Annotated in this window: 14 protein-coding genes; 9 read left to right on the forward strand and 5 right to left on the reverse strand. The window is 67.1% G+C overall.

Features of this window, described 5'->3' with window-relative positions; translation table 11 throughout:
• The first annotated feature begins 30 nt into the window (after window positions 1-30).
• The 3 genes from trmD to U0177_RS00690 all read left to right on the forward strand — a co-directional run bounded on the left by trmD (window position 31) and on the right by U0177_RS00690 (window position 1,816).
• Window positions 31-804, forward strand: a complete 774-nt coding sequence (trmD, locus tag U0177_RS00680; RefSeq protein ID WP_409568650.1) for a tRNA (guanosine(37)-N1)-methyltransferase TrmD — start codon at window positions 31-33, stop codon at window positions 802-804.
• A gap of 133 nt (window positions 805-937) precedes the next feature.
• Window positions 938-1,354, forward strand: a complete 417-nt coding sequence (locus U0177_RS00685) for a polymer-forming cytoskeletal protein (RefSeq protein WP_409568651.1) — start codon at window positions 938-940, stop codon at window positions 1,352-1,354.
• A 93-nt stretch (window positions 1,355-1,447) separates the two neighbouring features.
• Entirely contained in the window at window positions 1,448-1,816 is a 369-nt protein-coding gene (locus U0177_RS00690) for an FtsB family cell division protein (RefSeq protein WP_409568652.1), read from the forward strand.
• Window positions 1,817-2,040: 224 nt separating this feature from the next.
• On the opposite strand, the gene U0177_RS00695 is transcribed toward U0177_RS00690, so the two are convergent.
• On the reverse strand, window positions 2,041-2,487 hold the full coding sequence (locus U0177_RS00695) for a hypothetical protein (RefSeq protein WP_409568653.1): 447 nt from the start codon (window positions 2,485-2,487) through the stop codon (window positions 2,041-2,043).
• 199 nt (window positions 2,488-2,686) lie between these two features.
• Here U0177_RS00695 and U0177_RS00700 point away from each other — a divergent pair, with 199 nt between their 5' ends.
• The 4 genes from U0177_RS00700 to U0177_RS00715 all read left to right on the forward strand — a co-directional run bounded on the left by U0177_RS00700 (window position 2,687) and on the right by U0177_RS00715 (window position 5,504).
• Window positions 2,687-3,199, forward strand: a complete 513-nt coding sequence (locus tag U0177_RS00700; RefSeq protein WP_409568654.1) for a DUF2085 domain-containing protein — start codon at window positions 2,687-2,689, stop codon at window positions 3,197-3,199.
• Entirely contained in the window at window positions 3,196-3,612 is a 417-nt protein-coding gene (locus tag U0177_RS00705; RefSeq protein ID WP_409568655.1) for a hypothetical protein, read from the forward strand. The genes U0177_RS00700 and U0177_RS00705 overlap by 4 nt, the downstream gene beginning before the upstream one ends.
• Before the next feature lie 75 nt (window positions 3,613-3,687).
• Window positions 3,688-4,707 (forward strand): glycosyltransferase family 2 protein, encoded by a 1,020-nt coding sequence (locus U0177_RS00710; protein ID WP_409568656.1) that lies wholly within the window; start codon window positions 3,688-3,690, stop codon window positions 4,705-4,707.
• Between the two features lie 44 nt (window positions 4,708-4,751).
• Window positions 4,752-5,504: a hypothetical protein gene (locus tag U0177_RS00715; RefSeq protein WP_409568657.1), complete on the forward strand. Its 753-nt coding sequence runs from the start codon at window positions 4,752-4,754 to the stop codon at window positions 5,502-5,504.
• A 4-nt stretch (window positions 5,505-5,508) separates the two neighbouring features.
• Here U0177_RS00715 and U0177_RS00720 read toward each other — a convergent pair whose 3' ends face one another.
• Both U0177_RS00720 and U0177_RS00725 read right to left on the reverse strand, forming a co-directional pair.
• On the reverse strand, window positions 5,509-6,237 hold the full coding sequence (locus tag U0177_RS00720; protein ID WP_409568658.1) for an SDR family oxidoreductase: 729 nt from the start codon (window positions 6,235-6,237) through the stop codon (window positions 5,509-5,511).
• On the reverse strand, window positions 6,234-6,647 hold the full coding sequence (locus tag U0177_RS00725) for a hypothetical protein (protein WP_409568659.1): 414 nt from the start codon (window positions 6,645-6,647) through the stop codon (window positions 6,234-6,236). Before U0177_RS00725 ends, U0177_RS00720 begins: the two co-directional genes overlap by 4 nt.
• A gap of 9 nt (window positions 6,648-6,656) precedes the next feature.
• On the opposite strand from U0177_RS00725, the gene U0177_RS00730 reads away from it, so the two are divergent.
• Window positions 6,657-7,412, forward strand: coding sequence for a hypothetical protein (locus U0177_RS00730; protein WP_409568660.1), 756 nt, complete (start codon window positions 6,657-6,659; stop codon window positions 7,410-7,412).
• 482 nt (window positions 7,413-7,894) lie between these two features.
• Here U0177_RS00730 and U0177_RS00735 read toward each other — a convergent pair whose 3' ends face one another.
• On the reverse strand, window positions 7,895-10,138 hold the full coding sequence (locus U0177_RS00735; protein WP_409568661.1) for an ATP-binding protein: 2,244 nt from the start codon (window positions 10,136-10,138) through the stop codon (window positions 7,895-7,897).
• A gap of 444 nt (window positions 10,139-10,582) precedes the next feature.
• Here U0177_RS00735 and U0177_RS00740 point away from each other — a divergent pair, with 444 nt between their 5' ends.
• Complete coding sequence (locus tag U0177_RS00740) at window positions 10,583-12,553, forward strand: acyltransferase family protein (RefSeq protein ID WP_409568662.1); 1,971 nt, start codon at window positions 10,583-10,585, stop codon at window positions 12,551-12,553.
• A gap of 38 nt (window positions 12,554-12,591) precedes the next feature.
• Here U0177_RS00740 and U0177_RS00745 read toward each other — a convergent pair whose 3' ends face one another.
• Window positions 12,592-15,552: an NHLP bacteriocin export ABC transporter permease/ATPase subunit gene (locus U0177_RS00745; RefSeq protein WP_409568663.1), complete on the reverse strand. Its 2,961-nt coding sequence runs from the start codon at window positions 15,550-15,552 to the stop codon at window positions 12,592-12,594.

Below are 15,552 nucleotides of genomic sequence, written 5' to 3' on the forward strand. Positions count from 1 at the left end.
GGTGCCACGCTGCCGCGCAGAATGTAGCGTATGCAATTCGATATTCTCACGCTGTTTCCGGCTATGTTCGCCGGCCCGCTCACCGAGAGCATCCTGAAGCGGGCAGTGCAGGCCGGTACGATCGCTATTCGTATACACGATATTCGCGCCTACGCCACCGACCGGCACCATACTGCCGACGACGCGCCCTACGGCGGCGGCGCCGGCATGGTGATGAAGGCCGAGCCGCTGGCCGCCGCAATTCGCGCGGTTTTGAATGAAGTGGGCGCAGAAGGCCAGCCAGCCCCTGGCTCCTCGCAGGTCGTCCTGATGACGCCGGCGGGCGAGCGCTTCACGCAGCGCATGGCGCACGAGCTTGCCGGCTACAAGCGGCTGGTGCTGGTGTGCGGGCACTACGAAGGCGTCGACGAGCGCGTACGCGAGGCGCTTGTCGACCGCGAGCTGTCGATCGGCGATTATGTGCTCACCGGCGGCGAGCTCGCCGCCATGGTGGTGGCCGACGCGGTGGCGCGCCTGGTGCCGGGCGTGATCGACGCCGAGTCGACCGCCGAAGAGTCGCACGGCGGCGGGTTGCTCGAATACCCGCACTACACGCGCCCGGCGGTGTGGGAAGGCCGCGAGGTGCCGGCGGTACTGCGGGCCGGCCACCACGCCCAGGTAGCACAGTGGCGCCGCCACGAGCGGCTGCGGCGCACATTAGCGCGCCGGCCGGATCTCTTGGCCAGCGCCGAGCTTAGCCCGGCCGACCAGGCTTTTCTTCGCTCGCTCGGCTGGCAGCCCGGTAGTACACATGAACTTGCCTGAACCTACAACGTCTTATATAATTGCTGGTGCGGCCGCGCTCGTGGCAGTGTTTCTGCTTGTCCTCTGGGCCCGGCGGCCGCCCGGCCCGTCGAATCGCGCATATCCCCCGCGCCGGGAAAACATAGGAGGCCCCATGTTCGGCAACAAGAAGCCGCAAGCCGTAGCGCCATCGACGCTCAACGGCAAGCCCGAAACCGTGATCGGCGCCAACACCAACATCGTCGGCACGCTCAAGTCCGACGGCAATATCCGCATCGATGGCACCGTCGAAGGCGATATTGAGATCCTCGGCAACCTGATCATCGGCGAGACGGGGCGGGTAATTGCGACGATCAAAGCCCAGAATGTGCACGTCTCCGGTGCCGTGAAAGGCGAGATCACCGCCGTCGAGCAGCTCGAAATTTCGCCCACCGGCAAAGTCTGGGGCGATATCACCACTGCCGCGCTGCACATCGAGCCAGGCGGGCTATTCCGCGGCCAAAGCGCTATGTCGACGAATATCGACGAGCCACTGCTTCTGGAAGCGCCGCGCGGCACGCGCGCCGAGTAAAGCGAACCGCCCATGCGCAGGAGCTCTCAACGCCGGGGTACGGCTCTCGCCGCGCCCCCAGCTAACGCACCCTCGCGTTTCGGCCGCTCGGGCGTGCGCCTCCTGACGTTGGTGCTGGTTGCGCTCTCGCTCTGGACTCTTTCGGGCTTTGTTGGCCAGGTGCTGACGAGCGCGCAGATGGATCGCAGCCAGGCCGAGCTGCGCGCCCAGAACGACCAGATCGCCACCGAAAACGCCATGCTGGCCACCCAGGTGGCCGAAGCCCAGTCGCCCGCCTATGCCGAGCGCATTCTGCGCGAGCAGCGCGGCTACGCCCGCGAGGGCGATACGGTTATTCTGCCGAGCTTCCCACAGGTAACGCCCACCGCCGCACAGCCCGCCAGCACCCCGGCCCCGACCGTCGCGCCCGCGCCCAACTGGCGGCGCTGGTTCGAGGCGCTATTCCCGCCACGCACCCCTTAGCAAAGCTAGCGCTTTCGCAGTTGCGTTGTTCGGCATTGCAATGCGGCACTTTCGCGTGCAGCGGCATGCGCCTTTTGTATGCGGTTTTCCGGGCGGGGGCCAGTGCTGCATGTGGGGGTTCGGGGCGGCAAGGCCGCCCCCGAAATTTCTTTTGCGCTGTCTGCCCGGCTTTGCCGGGCAGGCAGCGCAAAAAGGAAAGAGATCAAACGGATTGGGTATCGCTATCAGAGCCGCGTGGTGTCGCCGGTGGTCACCGAGCGATCGGGCGCCTGCTGCGGCTGCGCCGGCGCGGGGTAGCTCGTGCTGATCTGCACCTGCTGCACCGGCGCAGGCCGTGCGGCCGGGCGGCGCGCAAACCGGCCGATCAGCTGCTGCACCGCCGCGTCGATCCGGCCCTCGCGGCCACGCACCAGCACGCTGGTGCCTGCCAGCAACAGCACGCCCGGCCACAGGAAGTGCAGCATGAAGAGCAGCGCCAGGCCCACGCCCCAAAGGCCAACCTGCACGGCTTCGATCGTCCGGCCGAGCTGGCGGCGCTGGGTGTAAGCCACGGCCCCGCCCACCAGCAGCGCGCCTGGCAGCAGCAGCGACCACAGATTCAGCCACCAAACCAGCCCAAGCGCGATCAGAAACACGCCCGCTACAACCGACGGCTGCTTGTTGAAGTTCATTGCCTTGCTCCTTATATCTATCGGTACATCCCACACAAGCGGGATGGCTATCTGCCCGTATGACGTTCGCATATATGCGAATGTTGCGGTATCATAGCCGGCACATCCAGCAAGCCGCAGGGCGCCGTACTAGTGGCATACCAGCGCCGCGGGCAAACAACTGCCAGCCGCTTCTGCCCTGCAGATCGAAAGAAAAACCATGACTGCACTTTCAGCGCGCCTCACACGCCCGCTGCACTGGCGCCCGCTGCTCGCCGATACCGTCCTCGCGGCGATGCTGCTTGGGCCGCTGGCGGCGCCATTTCTGCAAGCCTGGGGGCTGCTGGTGCCGCGCACCGTGTCCGGCATCATCTACACCATGGGCAGCTTCGTCTGCCCGCAGCCCGAGCGCGGCGTGCCGCTCTACGACGGCTATATTATGGCCGTGTGCATGCGCTGCTATGGCACCGTGCTGGGGCTGCTGCTGACGCGGCTGTGGTACGCCGCCGACGCCGGCGCGGGCCGCGCATGGCTGCCGCACTACGGCCTGCGCGGCCTGCCGATCTTCGCGCTGCTGATTTTCACCTACGCGGCCGAGTTCGCCGGCCAGGTGTTCGGGCTGTGGCGCTTCGACAACACAATCACGACGCTGGCCGGGCTTGCGACTGGTGTCGGGCTCGGGCTGATGTTCCACCCGTTCCTGCAGCACAAGCCAGGCGAGGCGCGGGTATGAGCCGCCGCGCCCTGGCGATCGGGTTCTTCGCGCTTGTGGCGCTGGCCGAGCTCGGCGACCTGGCCGGCCTGGTGATCACGCTGGGCGACCCTACGGCCGCCGCCGCGATGCTGGGGATCACGCCGCGCGCCGAAACCATCCGCGCGATCATTCTGCTTGCGCTGGCGGTGCTGATCGCACTCAACGCGCTGCTTGCACTTGTAGGCGCCGCTACTCGCCAGCCGCTGCTGCTGCAGTTTGGCGCGATCATGGCCGGGGGCGGCCTGGCTGCCTACGGCGTGTATCAGGTCGGCAGCGCGCTCCTTCAGCACGGCCAGCTCGTGTATGCGCTGGTAGGCCTGGTATACGCCGGCCTGGGCGCGCTGGCATTCTGGTTCGCGCGCGCTCCGGCGGCGCGCCCGAAGCAGGCGTAGCGCAGCGCGCCAAATACGGCAGCCCTTCCCAATGCCCTCGCCAGCCGCATAGCTCAAGCGCCAGCAGACAGTACCATGCCAACACCCACTCTTTCGGCCATCATCGTCAGCTGGAATGGCATGCGCCACCTGCCGCGCTGCCTGGCCCTGCTCCAGCCGCAGCTGCCGCCCGGCGCCGAGCTGGTGCTTGTCGACAACGGCTCGAGCGACGGGATGCCGGCTTGGGCGCGCGGCGCCTACCCCGGCGCGCGCGTGATCGCGCTGCCCGCCAACCTGGGGTTCGCCGGCGGCGTGAATGCCGGGCTGCGCGCCGCCAGCGGCACGTTCCTGCTGCTGCTGAACGACGACGCCTTTGCCGAGCCAGGCTGCGTAGGCCAGCTGCTCGAGGCGCTGCAGCAGAACGCTACGCTGGGAGCGGCCGGCGGCGTGCTGCTGTTCGACCACCGGCCCGACCTGGTGGCATCGGCAGGCATCCAGGTGCGCCGCGATGGGCTGGCGCTCGACCTGTGGGCCACTCGCCCGCTGGCCGATCTGCCGGCGGCGCCGCAGCCGATCTTTGGCGTCAGCGGCGGCCTGGCGCTCTTTCGCCGCGAGCTGCTGGCCGACGTGGGGCTGATGGAGCCAGGCTTTTTCAACTACCTCGAAGACGCCGACCTGGCCTGGCGGGCGCGGCTGCGCGGCTGGAATAGCGCGGTGGTTCCCAGCGCGCGCGCCAGGCATGTCTACTCCGCCACTGCCGGGCAGGGCTCGCCATTCAAGCAGCGCCTGCTTGGGCGCAACCGCCTGCGCACGCTGGTGCGCTGCTACCCTACGCCGCTGCTGCTGGCCAACCTGCCCGCGATCGCCACCTACGACCTGCTGGCCGCCGGCTACGGCCTGGCCAGCCGCAACCCGGCGATTGTCGCCGGCCGCTGGGCGGCGCTGCGCGAGCTGCCCGAGCTGCTGCGCCAGCGCCGGGCCATTCAGGCCCGCAGCACCGTCGGCCCGGCCGAGCTGGCGCGCTGGCTCGAGCCGGCGCCGCCGCCCTGGCGCAGCCTGCGCGCCCAGCGGCAGATCGACGCGATTCTGCGGGAGCGCGGCCCGAGCGCCTCGTGATGCCGACTCGTGCTATAATGCCGGCCTAATCGGCGGAGAAAACCATGAATATTTTCCGAACCTTCTGGAAGGCGCTGCGCGAGCTTTTCGAGGAGCTGCTAATTTTGTCGATCGCAAATTTTCTGTGGATCGGCATGAATATACTCGCGATCGGCGCGCTGCTGCTGACGTGGAGTGGCGGCGCATCTGGGCTATTTCTGCTCGCGCTGCTGCTGAGCGCGATCTCGTTCGGCCCGGCCAACGCCGGCCTCTACACCATCGCGCAGCGTGTGACCGAGGGCCGAACGTCGAGCTGGCGCGATTTCTTCGCCGGCGTGCGCGCCTACGCCCAGCTGAGCTGGAAGGTGTATGGCCTGTGGCTGCTCGGCCTGGCGATCATCCTGTTTAACCTGCAGTTCTACAACCTCAACGGCTCGCAGTTCGCCGCGCTGATCTCGATACTCTTCTTATACTTCCTGATGGTCTGGTTCGGGATGCTGATCTACATCGGGCCGCTGATGCTGCTGCAGACCGACAAACGCATTCGCACGATCGCCCGCAACGCGGCGCTGATGGCTTTCGGCCGCCCGCTGTTTACCATCGGCACGCTGGTGCTAATGGCGATCATCACGGTTACGTCGATCTGGCTGCCGATCCTGCTGCTTGTGCTTACGGCGGCATTTCTGGCGCTGTGGGGCTTTCGCGCGACTCTTACGCTGATCGCCGAGGCCGAGGCCCGCCGCGAGCGCCTGGCCGAGAAAAACGCCGAAACGCAGGCGCCAAAAGGCCGCGGCGGCCAGGTGCGCCCGCGCGAGTAGCTGGCTACACCAGCCGCTGCCCGCCATCCACCGGCAGCACCACCCCAGTGACATACTCGGCGCGCGCCAGAAACACCACCGCCTGGGCCACATCCTCGGGGCTGCCCACGCGCCCAAGCAGCACGCTCTGCCCGGCGCGCGCCGCCCGCTCGGGCGTCCAATCGTCGGGCAGCAGCACCGGGCCAGGCGCTACCGCATTCACGCGCACCTCCGGCGCCATGTCCTTCGCCAGCGCCTCGGTCAGCGTCGCCACGCCGCCCTTGCTCACCAGGTACGGCGTATAGTTGCGCCAGGGCCGCAGCGCGCCCGCATCGGCGATGTTGATAATCGCGCCACGCGCCGCGCGCAGTGCCGGCGCGGCGCGCTGGGCTGTGAAAAATGCGCTCCGCGTGTTGGTGTTCAGCAGCTCGTCCCAGCGCGCCGCGCTCACGCTCCCAAGCGGTGTGCGCCCCCAGATGCCGGCGTTGTTCACCAGCAGGTCGAGCCGGCCCCAGCGCGCCAGCGCGGCGTCTACCACGCCTTCGGCCTCGCTTACCACGGCTAAATCGCCGCCGACACTGTCGGCCGAAACCCCCAGCGCGCGCAGCTCGGCCACCAGCGCGCGCGCCGGCTCCGCCGAGCTATGGTAGTGAACCATGACATTGGCGCCGGCGCGCGCCAGCTCGAGCGTAATCGCGCGGCCCAGCCGCTGCGCCCCGCCCGTCACCAGTACTGCGGCTCCTGCTAAGTTCATGGTTTGTGCATTCTCATAGCAAACTCCGTTTGATTACTTTCTGTTTGGTATGCCCTGCCCGGCTTTGCCGGGCAGGGCATACCAAACAGAATAGGAGTTACGCACTTGCGCTGTTCGGCTTCCTCAAGCGACGAGATTGCGCCTGCGGCAGCATGGTACTCCTCTATCTTCTGTATGCGGTTTTTCCGCGCTTCGCAGACAATCCACGAAGATAGTACCGCTCTGCCGAAGGCTGAGCGCGCCAACTGCGTAAGCCCTACAGAAATTTCGAGGGCGGCATTGCCGCCCCTGAACGCTCCGCCATACAGCAAGTGATCTGCCGGATTCAGTATAATACGAAATTCGTTCGCAATAAAGCAAGTGATCTGCCAGATGTGGTGTGAGGCAGCTTCTAAAGCAGAGGTTGCCATAGTGGCGCAGTGCCCACTGGCGTGTCGGTCGGCGTGTCAGTCGGCACCGCTGTGTTTGTCGGCGTGTCGGTCGGCACCGCTGTGTTTGTCGGCGTGTCGGTCGGCACCGCTGTGTTTGTCGGCGTGTCGGTCGGCACCGCCGTGCTCGTCGGCACTGCTGTATTCGTCGGCGTGCGGGTGGCCGTGCTGGTTGCCGACGGCGTGCTCGTCGGCGTGCGCGTAGCTGTGCTGGTTGCCGACGGCGTGCTCGTCGGCGTAGCAAGCGGGCTACCGACCGTCTGTGTTGGCGTCGCCGGCACCAGCGCCGTCGCCGTTGCGGTGGGCGTGGGCGTCGAAGTAGGCCGCAGCGTGCGCGTCGGCCGTGGCGTGTCGGTGGGTGTAGGAGTATGCGTCTCGGTCGGCGTGGGCGTGCGCGTCGGCCGCGGCGTGTCGGTAGGCGTGAACGTCGGCCGTGGCGTGCTGGTGGGCGTGCGCGTCGGCCGTGGCGTGCTGGTGGGCGTGCGCGTCGGCGTAGCGCCCGGCGTACGCGTCGGCACGCGTGTCGAGGCCGAGGTGGGCGTGGGTGTGCTGGTTCGCGTCGGCGTGGACGTTGCCGGGCTGGCTGGCGGCTCGGTTGGCAGCGGCGTAGCGGTCGGCGATGGTGTGCCCGAGCGTGGAACCACCGAGGTTGGCCGCGCGCTGGTGCTCGTGGGCTGGCCAGGATCGGTGGGCGCGGGGGCATCGCCTGCGCCCGGATCGACCGCCACCACCGTCGGCTCGTTCTGATCGTTAATCGTCACCGAGGTCGGCTGGCGCACCTGCGGCCCTGCGCCCGCCAGGCCAGTGCGCGTAGGCCGCGGGGTGGGCGTCTCGCTAGAGGTAGGCGTGGGCGGAGGCAAGATCGCCACAGGCACCACCGCAGGCTGGGCGTCGTCGGGCGCATCGGTGGCATTACGTATATCGGCCGCATCCTGCTCGGCAGCGCTGGCGGCGGCCGGGTTCAGCGGCGCAAGCGCAACCGCCGGCGCGTCCCACGCCTGGTAGTTGGCCTGAAATTGCGCCAACAAGCTCTTTGGGTACACCTCGCCAAAGGGCGAGAGCGCGAGCAGCACCCAGCGGGCCATGACGCCCACGCCGATGCCGCCGATCAGGAGCGCGCCATACACCAGCAGCAAGAGTGTCACGCGGTCGCGCCGATCGCGATAGCGATACCGCAGCTGATACACTTTTGCGATCATTCCGGCCATGGCGCTGGTGTTCCTTCGGCACTACACGACGGTTGCAATCGTGGCTTCTCGCTCGATTGGCTCGGCCTGCGTACACGGCAATGTCAGGCTAAACATGCTCCCCTCCGGCGACGTGTACTCAAGCCAGATCGCGCCGCCCTGGCGCTCAGTCAGCTCGCGCGCAATCGCCAGGCCAAGCCCGATCCCGCGCTCGGCCGAGTTGATACCCTCGGCCCCGCGTGAAAACCGCGTAAACAGCTGCTCGCAGTAGTCGGCGCTGATGCCGTGCCCCGTGTCGGCCACATCGACGCGTACGCTCGCGCCTTCACGCCTGGCGCGGAGCGTCACCGTACCTGCCTCGGTGTAGCGGCGCGCATTGTCGAGCAGCTGCTGCACGACAATGCGCAGATGCTGCTCGTCGGCCAGCAGCTCGGGCAGATCCTCGGGGATGTCGAGGATCAAGCTGAGGCCCTTCGCGTTCATCGCCTTGCGGATCGGCCAGACCATGCCGTCAAGCACGTGGGCCAGCTCGACTGGCTCCACCACCATGTGCAGCGTGCCGGATTCAAGGCCAGCGATCGTGATCACATTATTCAGCAGCGCGGTGACGGCCTGGGCATTTTTGCGCATTGCCTCGAGCAGCGTGCGCTGATCTTCGGGGATGGGGCCGGCCAAGTTGCGCAGCAGCAGCTCGGAGGTGCCACCCAGCACCATCAGCGGCGTGCGCAGCTCGTGCGAGATCGTGGCGATGAAGTTGGTTTTGGCGCGATCCACAGCCACCTCGCTGGTCATATCCTGAAGCACGTACACCTGGCCGAGCTGGATGCCCTCGTCGCTCAGCACCGGCGCCGAGTTGACGCGCACCACCCGGTCATCGATCGTGAACAGGTCGGCGGCGCGCGTACCGCCAAACGCCAGCGCGCTGGTTTCGAACGGAGCCAGCGGCATGTCGGCGAAATACTCGGGCTCGCTCTGGCCATCGGCCAGGCTCAGCAGCTGGCGCGTGGCGCGGTTGAGCAGCATGATTTTGCCGTCCGAGTCGCACACCACCACGCCGTCGGTAATGCTTTCGACGATCGCGGCGCGCTGGCTGGCCTCGGCGCGCACCACGCGATACAGGCTCAGCAGGTGGCCAGTCATGTTGTTGAACGACTGCGCCAGCAGGCCAACTTCATCGCTTCCCGCAACCTTGCTGCGCCGCGCCAGATCGCCAGACGACACCGCCTGGGCGGTGCTGACAAGCTCCTGCAGCGGCCGGGTGATCTGCTGGGCGATAAAGATCCCCAGGCCGATGATCGCCAGCATCAGCACCAGCGTCAGCAGCGTCAGCGGCCAGCGCACATCGCTCCAGGTGCCGGTGACGTAATCGCGCGCGAGCGCCACCGAGAGGATGCCCACGACATCGCCGCGCACGCGCAGCGGCGCGTAGGCGAACTGGTACTCGCGCTGGTTCACCCGCACCACGTCGAAGATCGCCTGCTGCGGGTCGGTCTCGAGCGCGCGGATCGCGCCGATCAGATCGCGGCGGATGTTGAGCTCGGCCAGGCCGTTGGTTGGCGAGCTAGTGCTCTCGAGCGCGATGCCGTCTTCGCCGCGGTACAGCACCACAATCGCCGCCTGCGACTGCGCGCTCAGCTCCTGAAGCAGGGTATCGAGCCGCGTGGCGATCACCACGCCGCCCACCACCTGGCCGCCGCGCATCACCGGCGCCACCGTGAAGAGATAGCGCGCCTGGCCGGCGCCAAGCTCGAGCAGGCCGGCGTATTTGTCGCCGCGCGCGTCTTGCTGGCCGGCCAGAATGCGCGGCACAAACCACAGCGCGTCGATCGGCCGCGACGGGTGGATGGTGCGCTCGCTGGCCTGGTCGGTCGGGCGCTCCCAATCGATCAGCGAGTGCCCAGTGTTGTCGAACGCAATCATCCGGTCGATGCGGTGGCTGGTGCGCTGCGAGCTGATGCGGAAGTAGGGGTCGAGCGCGCGCTCGAGCCCGAGGCTATCGTGGTTCACAAGCGCATCGGCCACGGCCGGCGCATTGGCCTGCGGGTTCGCCTGCGCGAACACAACCTCGCGCAGAAACAGCAGGTTGTCGCTTTCCTGCTGAACGAGCTTATCGTTGATATCGCGCGCCACCTGCACCAGCTGGTTGTTCAGGCGCTCCTGGGCATTCCCGGTGATAAACAGAAATGCCACGGCCGAACCAGCCAGCGCAACAACCAGCGTCAGCAGCAGGAAGGGGAGGATGATCTTATATTGAAGGTGTGAGCGCAGCTCATGGATCAGGCGCATGGGCCGTACCCCTTGCCGAGGCACATGGGATGTCTCGTGATTGTTGTAAAGCATGACAGCTGATGGCGCTACTGTGAGTATATCGGTTGAAGATTGGCCTCGCAAGCAAAACCAGGCGCTGCCAGATGACAATTTTGATAGCTTGCGATCGCGGCATACGGCATGCTGAAGCCCAAAATGCACGCTTTATACCGTTCCTAATCACATGAATGATATGGCTGGCCAGCGCGGGGGAGCGGCATAAAACTACAATCGATCATTAACAAAAAACTCAGTTGAGCATTACGATCGTGGGCCGCGCCGCGCGGTTGTGTGGAAACGGCGACTGAGGTATGATACGGTCAGCATCGCAGCCGGGTGGCAGCGCGCGCCCAACGAAGCTGCCGGCCCGCCATCGAGAATGGTCGCATTCGATCGTTCGCGTAGATCATTGTGGATATGCGGTTGAAGCCAACGAATGCCCCGCCCGAGCGCGCCAGCACCGCGCGCCTGCCATACCTGCCCGCCCTCGATGGCCTACGCGCGCTGGCGATTGGCGCGGTGCTGCTCTACCACGCCGACCTCGACAGCGTGCCCGGCGGCTTTTTAGGGGTCGAAGTTTTTTTCGTGATCAGCGGCTACCTGATCACGTCGCTGCTGCTGTCGGAGTGGCAGCGCGCCGGCCGGATCGATGTGGCTGCCTTCTGGCTGCGGCGCGCGCGGCGCCTGCTGCCCGCGCTGTATGTGCTGCTGGCCAGCGTGCTGGCCTTCACGGTGCTGTTTCTGCCCGAGGAGGTGGCCGGGCTGCGCAACGACGCGCTGGCAGCGGCGGGCTACGCCACCAACTGGTACCTGATCGTCCAGCAGAAATCGTACTTCGAGACGGTCGGCCGGCCGCCGCTACTGCAGCACCTCTGGTCGCTGGCGGTCGAAGAGCAGTTCTACCTGCTGTGGCCGCCGCTGCTGCTGCTGGGCCTGCGCGCCGGCCGCAAGCCGCTGCTGGCCGGGCTGCTGCTGGGCGCGCTGGCGTCGGCGGGCCTGATGGCGGCAGGTTTTCAGCCCGATACCGATCCCTCGCGGCTGTACTACGCCACCGACACGCGCGCCGCCGGGCTGCTGCTGGGCGCCGCGCTCGCGTGCCTGCTGCCGCCCGGCGCTCAGCGCGCGTCGGGCCTGCGGCTCGCGGCGCTGGCCGACCTAGCCGGCGCTGGCGCGCTGGCGCTGCTGATCTACTGGTTCGCGACGATCAACGAGTTTCAGTCGTTCTTGTACCAGGGCGGGCTACTGTGCGTGGCGCTGGCCACAACCGTGGCGATCGCGGCGGTGGCGCGGCCGCGCGCCGGGCTGCTGCCGCGCCTGCTGAGCGCGCCACCGCTGCGCTGGCTGGGGCTGCGCTCGTACAGCCTGTACCTGTGGCACTGGCCCGTTTTCATGGTCACTCGCGCGCAGCTCGATGTCGACCTGACCGGGCTGCCGCTGCTGGGGCTACGCTTCGCGATCGCCGCGCTGCTGGCCGAGCTATCGTACCGGCTGATCGAGACGCCATTTCGCACCGGGGCGGTGGCGCGCGCGTGGCGGCGGTTTGTGGCCGCGCGTGGCGCGCTGCGCTGGCAGCTGGGCATGCGCTGGCTGGCTGGCGCGGCGGTGTTCATGGGGATGTGCGTGCTGCTCGGGCGCGCGGTTGTGAACGCCCAGCCGCCGGCAGCGCCAGCTTACCTTGCCGACGCCACCCCAACGCCGCTTGGCCAGGCGGCTCCCGCCGCCGAAGATGCCACCCCGGCGCCACCGCCTGCGGGCAACGCCGAAGAGGCCACCGCCACACCACCGGCCGACCTCGCGCACGGGTTCATGCTCGAGGCGCCAACCCTGGTGAGCACGTACCGCCAGGCCAGCGCGCAGGCCGCCACGCCAGCGCCAGCCCCTACGCTGGCCGCCACGCCGGCTGCGCTCGGCAGCGTCGTCGCGATCGGCGACTCGGTGATGGCCGGCGCGGTCAAGCCGCTCGGCAGCCTGATAGCCCAGATCGACGTCGACGCGGTGCGCGGGCGGCAGGCCGCTGCGGCGCTCAAGCTCCTGCAAGAGCGCCACGACGCCGGCCGGCTTGGCGATGTGGTGATCATTCACATCGGCAACAATGGGCCGTTCAGCCAGGGCCAGTTCGACGCCATGATGCAGCTGCTGGCCGATGTGCGCCAGGTGGTGTTTGTAAACGTCAAGGTGCCACGCCGCTGGGAGGCGCCGAACAACGCCGTTATCGCCGACGGCGTGCAGCGCTACCCCAACGCGCTGCTCGTCGACTGGCACGGCGCCACCGCCAACCGGCCCGAGCTGTTCTGGCGCGACGGCATTCACCTGCGGCCGAGCGGCGCGCAGTTCTATGCCGACTTGATCGCCGGCTCGGTGCGCGACAGCGCGGCCCGCCTGGGCGCGCGCTAGCCCGGCAGCGGCGGCGCTGCCGCCTGCCGCGCCTGGCACTAGATCGTCTGGCGCCTGGCCAGCTCGGCAAACAGCCCCGGCTGAGCGATCAGCTCATTGTATGTGCCGGTCTGAACGATCCGCCCCTCGTCAATCACAAAGATCTTGTCGGCATTGCTGATCGTGCTCAGTCTGTGCGCGATCACAATCCGGGTTGCCTGCAGCGTTTCAAGGCTCTGGCTGACAATCTCCTGGGTGCGGTTATCGAGGGCGCTGGTGGCCTCGTCGAAAATAATGATGCGCGGCTTGTTAGCAATCGCGCGGGCGATCATCAAGCGCTGCCGCTGGCCGCCCGATAGCGTGCCGGCGCCCTCGCTTATCACAGTAAACATGCCCATTGGCATGCGCTTGATATCCTCATCGAGCCCGGCCATGCGCGCCGCTTCCCAGGCATCGTCGACCGTGAGCAGCGACGCGCCGATGATATTTTGAAGCAGCAAGCCGCTCATCAGCCTGCCGTTTTGCAGCACCACGCCAATCTGCTGCCGCACGCTTTCGAGGTCGAGGCCATTCAGATCCTGGCCGTCGTAGTAGATCGCCCCGGTCTCGGGGGTTTCAAACCCCAAAAGCAGGCGCAGCAGGCTCGACTTGCCCGAGCCGGAGGGGCCGACCAGCGCCACGAACTGGCCGGCCTGTATCTGCAGGGAAATATCCTTCAGCACCAACGGGCCATGCTCTTTGTAGCGAAATGAGACGTGATTGATTTCGAGCGCGCCTGCCAGCGTGCCGGGGTCGGCTTTCGCCTGCGTGACCTCGGGGATCGTCTGGAGAATCGGCTTGGCGCGCTCGTAGATCGGCACAATCGTCAGAATGGCGATAAAGGCGCCGCTGAGCTGCAGCGCGGCCGCCAGAAGCTGGGCAAACGCCGCATTGAACGCCAGAAACTGGCCGGTCGACAGCCCGCGCTCGATCGAGGCCGCAACCGTCGCAAAAATCACCAGCGAGGTGATCACGGGGTAGACGGCGTTAAAGACCGCCAGGCCATTCGCGACATTGCGCGCCCGGTAGGCAAGCCTGCGCTGCTGGCTGAACTGGTTGACCCACGTGGCGAAGGCGTGATGCTGCGCGCCGGCGACGCGAAATTTCGCGATCCCGTTGAGGAACTGGAGCACGGTCCCCGAGATCCGCCCTTCGATCTCGGTCAGCTCGCGCTGGTAGCGCACCTGAAGATAGCCCGCCAGCGTGGTGGCAAACACCGCGATCAGCACCAGCGCGGTGGCCACAACCGCCAGCACGCGGTCGTAGAAGAACAGCAGCAGCAGATTGAATACCGAGAACACCCCCGACAGGATCGACGTGATCACCGGGCCGGATATGACCTGCTGGATTGCGGTGATGCCCATGACCCGCAGCCCAAGATCGCCTGCCGAATAGTTGCGGAAGAACGGCACCGGCAGGCTCAGCAGCCGGTCCCACAGCGCCGCCTGGAGCGCGCCGGTGATCTTGCCCTCGATACGCAGCATCGCAATGCTGCGCGTTATTTGAAACAGCATGGTCGATAGCGCGATGGCCAGCAGCACCAGGCCGATGATCAGCAGCTGGCCGCGCTGCGACTCGGGGATCAGCCGATCGAAGATCACGCCTGTCGCGATCGGCACAACCATAGCCAGCAGGCCCGCCGCCAGGCCCATGCCCACAACCATAAGCAGATCGTCGCGGCTTTGGCGCGCGCCAAAGCCAAGCAGATCCCAGAGCGATAGCATGGTGCGCGGCAGCGTGCGGTAGAACGTATAGCAGCTCGTGGCGAGCGACGCGGCAACCTGCGGCGTCACCGGCGTGCTGGCCTGGGTGGTCGGGTCGTGCAGCATATAGCTGCGCGGCGTGGTCTGCAGGAGCGCGACCGGCCGCCCGGTCGCCTCCACCAGAGCGACCAGCGGGCCGTTGTCGTCGCGCCACCATTCGCCCGCAAGCGTGACCTGCCTGACACGAATATTCGAAGCTTTCGCGATCTGCCGGATCGCGCTCTGCTGGCTGCGGCTGGCCTGCGAGCCGGCCGGCGGGCGGATCTCGATCCGCAGCGCCTGGCCGACCAGCTGGCATGCGGCGAGTAGCGGGTCGTTCAGCGGGCCGGGCTGGCGCGCGAATGGCGTGGCGGCCTGCGGCTCCAGCAGCGATGCGATCTGGGCAACGGCGTTTTCAATCACCAGGGCTTGCGAGTCGGCCTTTCGCTGGAGCCGCTCGCGCTCGCTGGTTTCTTCCACCAGCACATTGCGCGTCAGCGCCAGCAGCATAAGGCTATGGAAATCGGCCAGGCCGGCCCACACGTTGTTCTGCTCGAGCAAGGGCGCTGTGCCGAGCGCGGCGACCTGGCCGGGCTGCGCCGCCCGCGCCCAGGTATACACCGACAGCGGGATGTAGCCCTCGCCGCCGAGCGGCGGCAGATCGTCGCGCCCCATCCACTGCGAGCTGCCGGCCAGGTGCTTGATCCACAGCACGCCGTGCCTGGGCATGACCGAATTGTGGAGCTTGAGCGCAGTTGGCTTGCCCGCGTCGAGATGGATCACATCTTTCGGCGGGACATCGCGAGCGACCGCGCGCGAAAGATTGTTGACCCAGCGGTCGAGCAGCGCGCTGAGCACTGCCTGATATTCGATTTCGCCGGCAAGCTGGCGCAGCCGGGTGTGCTTCAGCCGCAAAACCTTGGTGCCCGGAACACCGCTTGCCAGCAGGCCCACGCCCTGGCCGTCCTCCGAGCGCTCGAAGCCAAACAGCAGGTCGCCGACCTCGGCGCGCAGCATGTGCCGGCGCGGCGCAATAAACTGCCCGGCGCGCAGGCGAACGGCGAACACGTCGACCTTGCCGGTATACACGATGTAGCAGGTTGCGGGGTCGTCGAGCAGAAACGGGTTGTTCGCCTCCAAAGAAAGCAGCTGGCCTTCTTTGTAGCGCAGGGCGAGCAAAAATAGCTCGAGCCCCGTGGCGCTGTCGCTCGCACCCTGGGCCGGCTGTGAGTCGGTCAT

Origin of the sequence: Kouleothrix sp. (assembly GCF_046328425.1) — a bacterium.
Lineage (GTDB): Bacteria > Chloroflexota > Chloroflexia > Chloroflexales > Roseiflexaceae > Kouleothrix.

What these genes read in the sequence shown, in the direction of transcription:
- trmD (WP_409568650.1), top strand. Translation starts at nt 31, where the DNA reads ATGCAATTCGATATTCTCACGCTGTTTCCGGCTATGTTCGCCGGCCCG.
- U0177_RS00685 (WP_409568651.1), top strand. Translation starts at nt 938, where the DNA reads ATGTTCGGCAACAAGAAGCCGCAAGCCGTAGCGCCATCGACGCTCAAC.
- U0177_RS00695 (WP_409568653.1), bottom strand. Translation starts at nt 2,487, where the DNA reads ATGAACTTCAACAAGCAGCCGTCGGTTGTAGCGGGCGTGTTTCTGATC.
- U0177_RS00700 (WP_409568654.1), top strand. Translation starts at nt 2,687, where the DNA reads ATGACTGCACTTTCAGCGCGCCTCACACGCCCGCTGCACTGGCGCCCG.
- U0177_RS00705 (WP_409568655.1), top strand. Translation starts at nt 3,196, where the DNA reads ATGAGCCGCCGCGCCCTGGCGATCGGGTTCTTCGCGCTTGTGGCGCTG.
- U0177_RS00710 (WP_409568656.1), top strand. Translation starts at nt 3,688, where the DNA reads ATGCCAACACCCACTCTTTCGGCCATCATCGTCAGCTGGAATGGCATG.
- U0177_RS00715 (WP_409568657.1), top strand. Translation starts at nt 4,752, where the DNA reads ATGAATATTTTCCGAACCTTCTGGAAGGCGCTGCGCGAGCTTTTCGAG.
- U0177_RS00720 (WP_409568658.1), bottom strand. Translation starts at nt 6,237, where the DNA reads ATGAACTTAGCAGGAGCCGCAGTACTGGTGACGGGCGGGGCGCAGCGG.
- U0177_RS00725 (WP_409568659.1), bottom strand. Translation starts at nt 6,647, where the DNA reads ATGGCAACCTCTGCTTTAGAAGCTGCCTCACACCACATCTGGCAGATC.
- U0177_RS00735 (WP_409568661.1), bottom strand. Translation starts at nt 10,138, where the DNA reads ATGCGCCTGATCCATGAGCTGCGCTCACACCTTCAATATAAGATCATC.
- U0177_RS00745 (WP_409568663.1), bottom strand. Translation starts at nt 15,552, where the DNA reads ATGACCGACTCACAGCCGGCCCAGGGTGCGAGCGACAGCGCCACGGGG.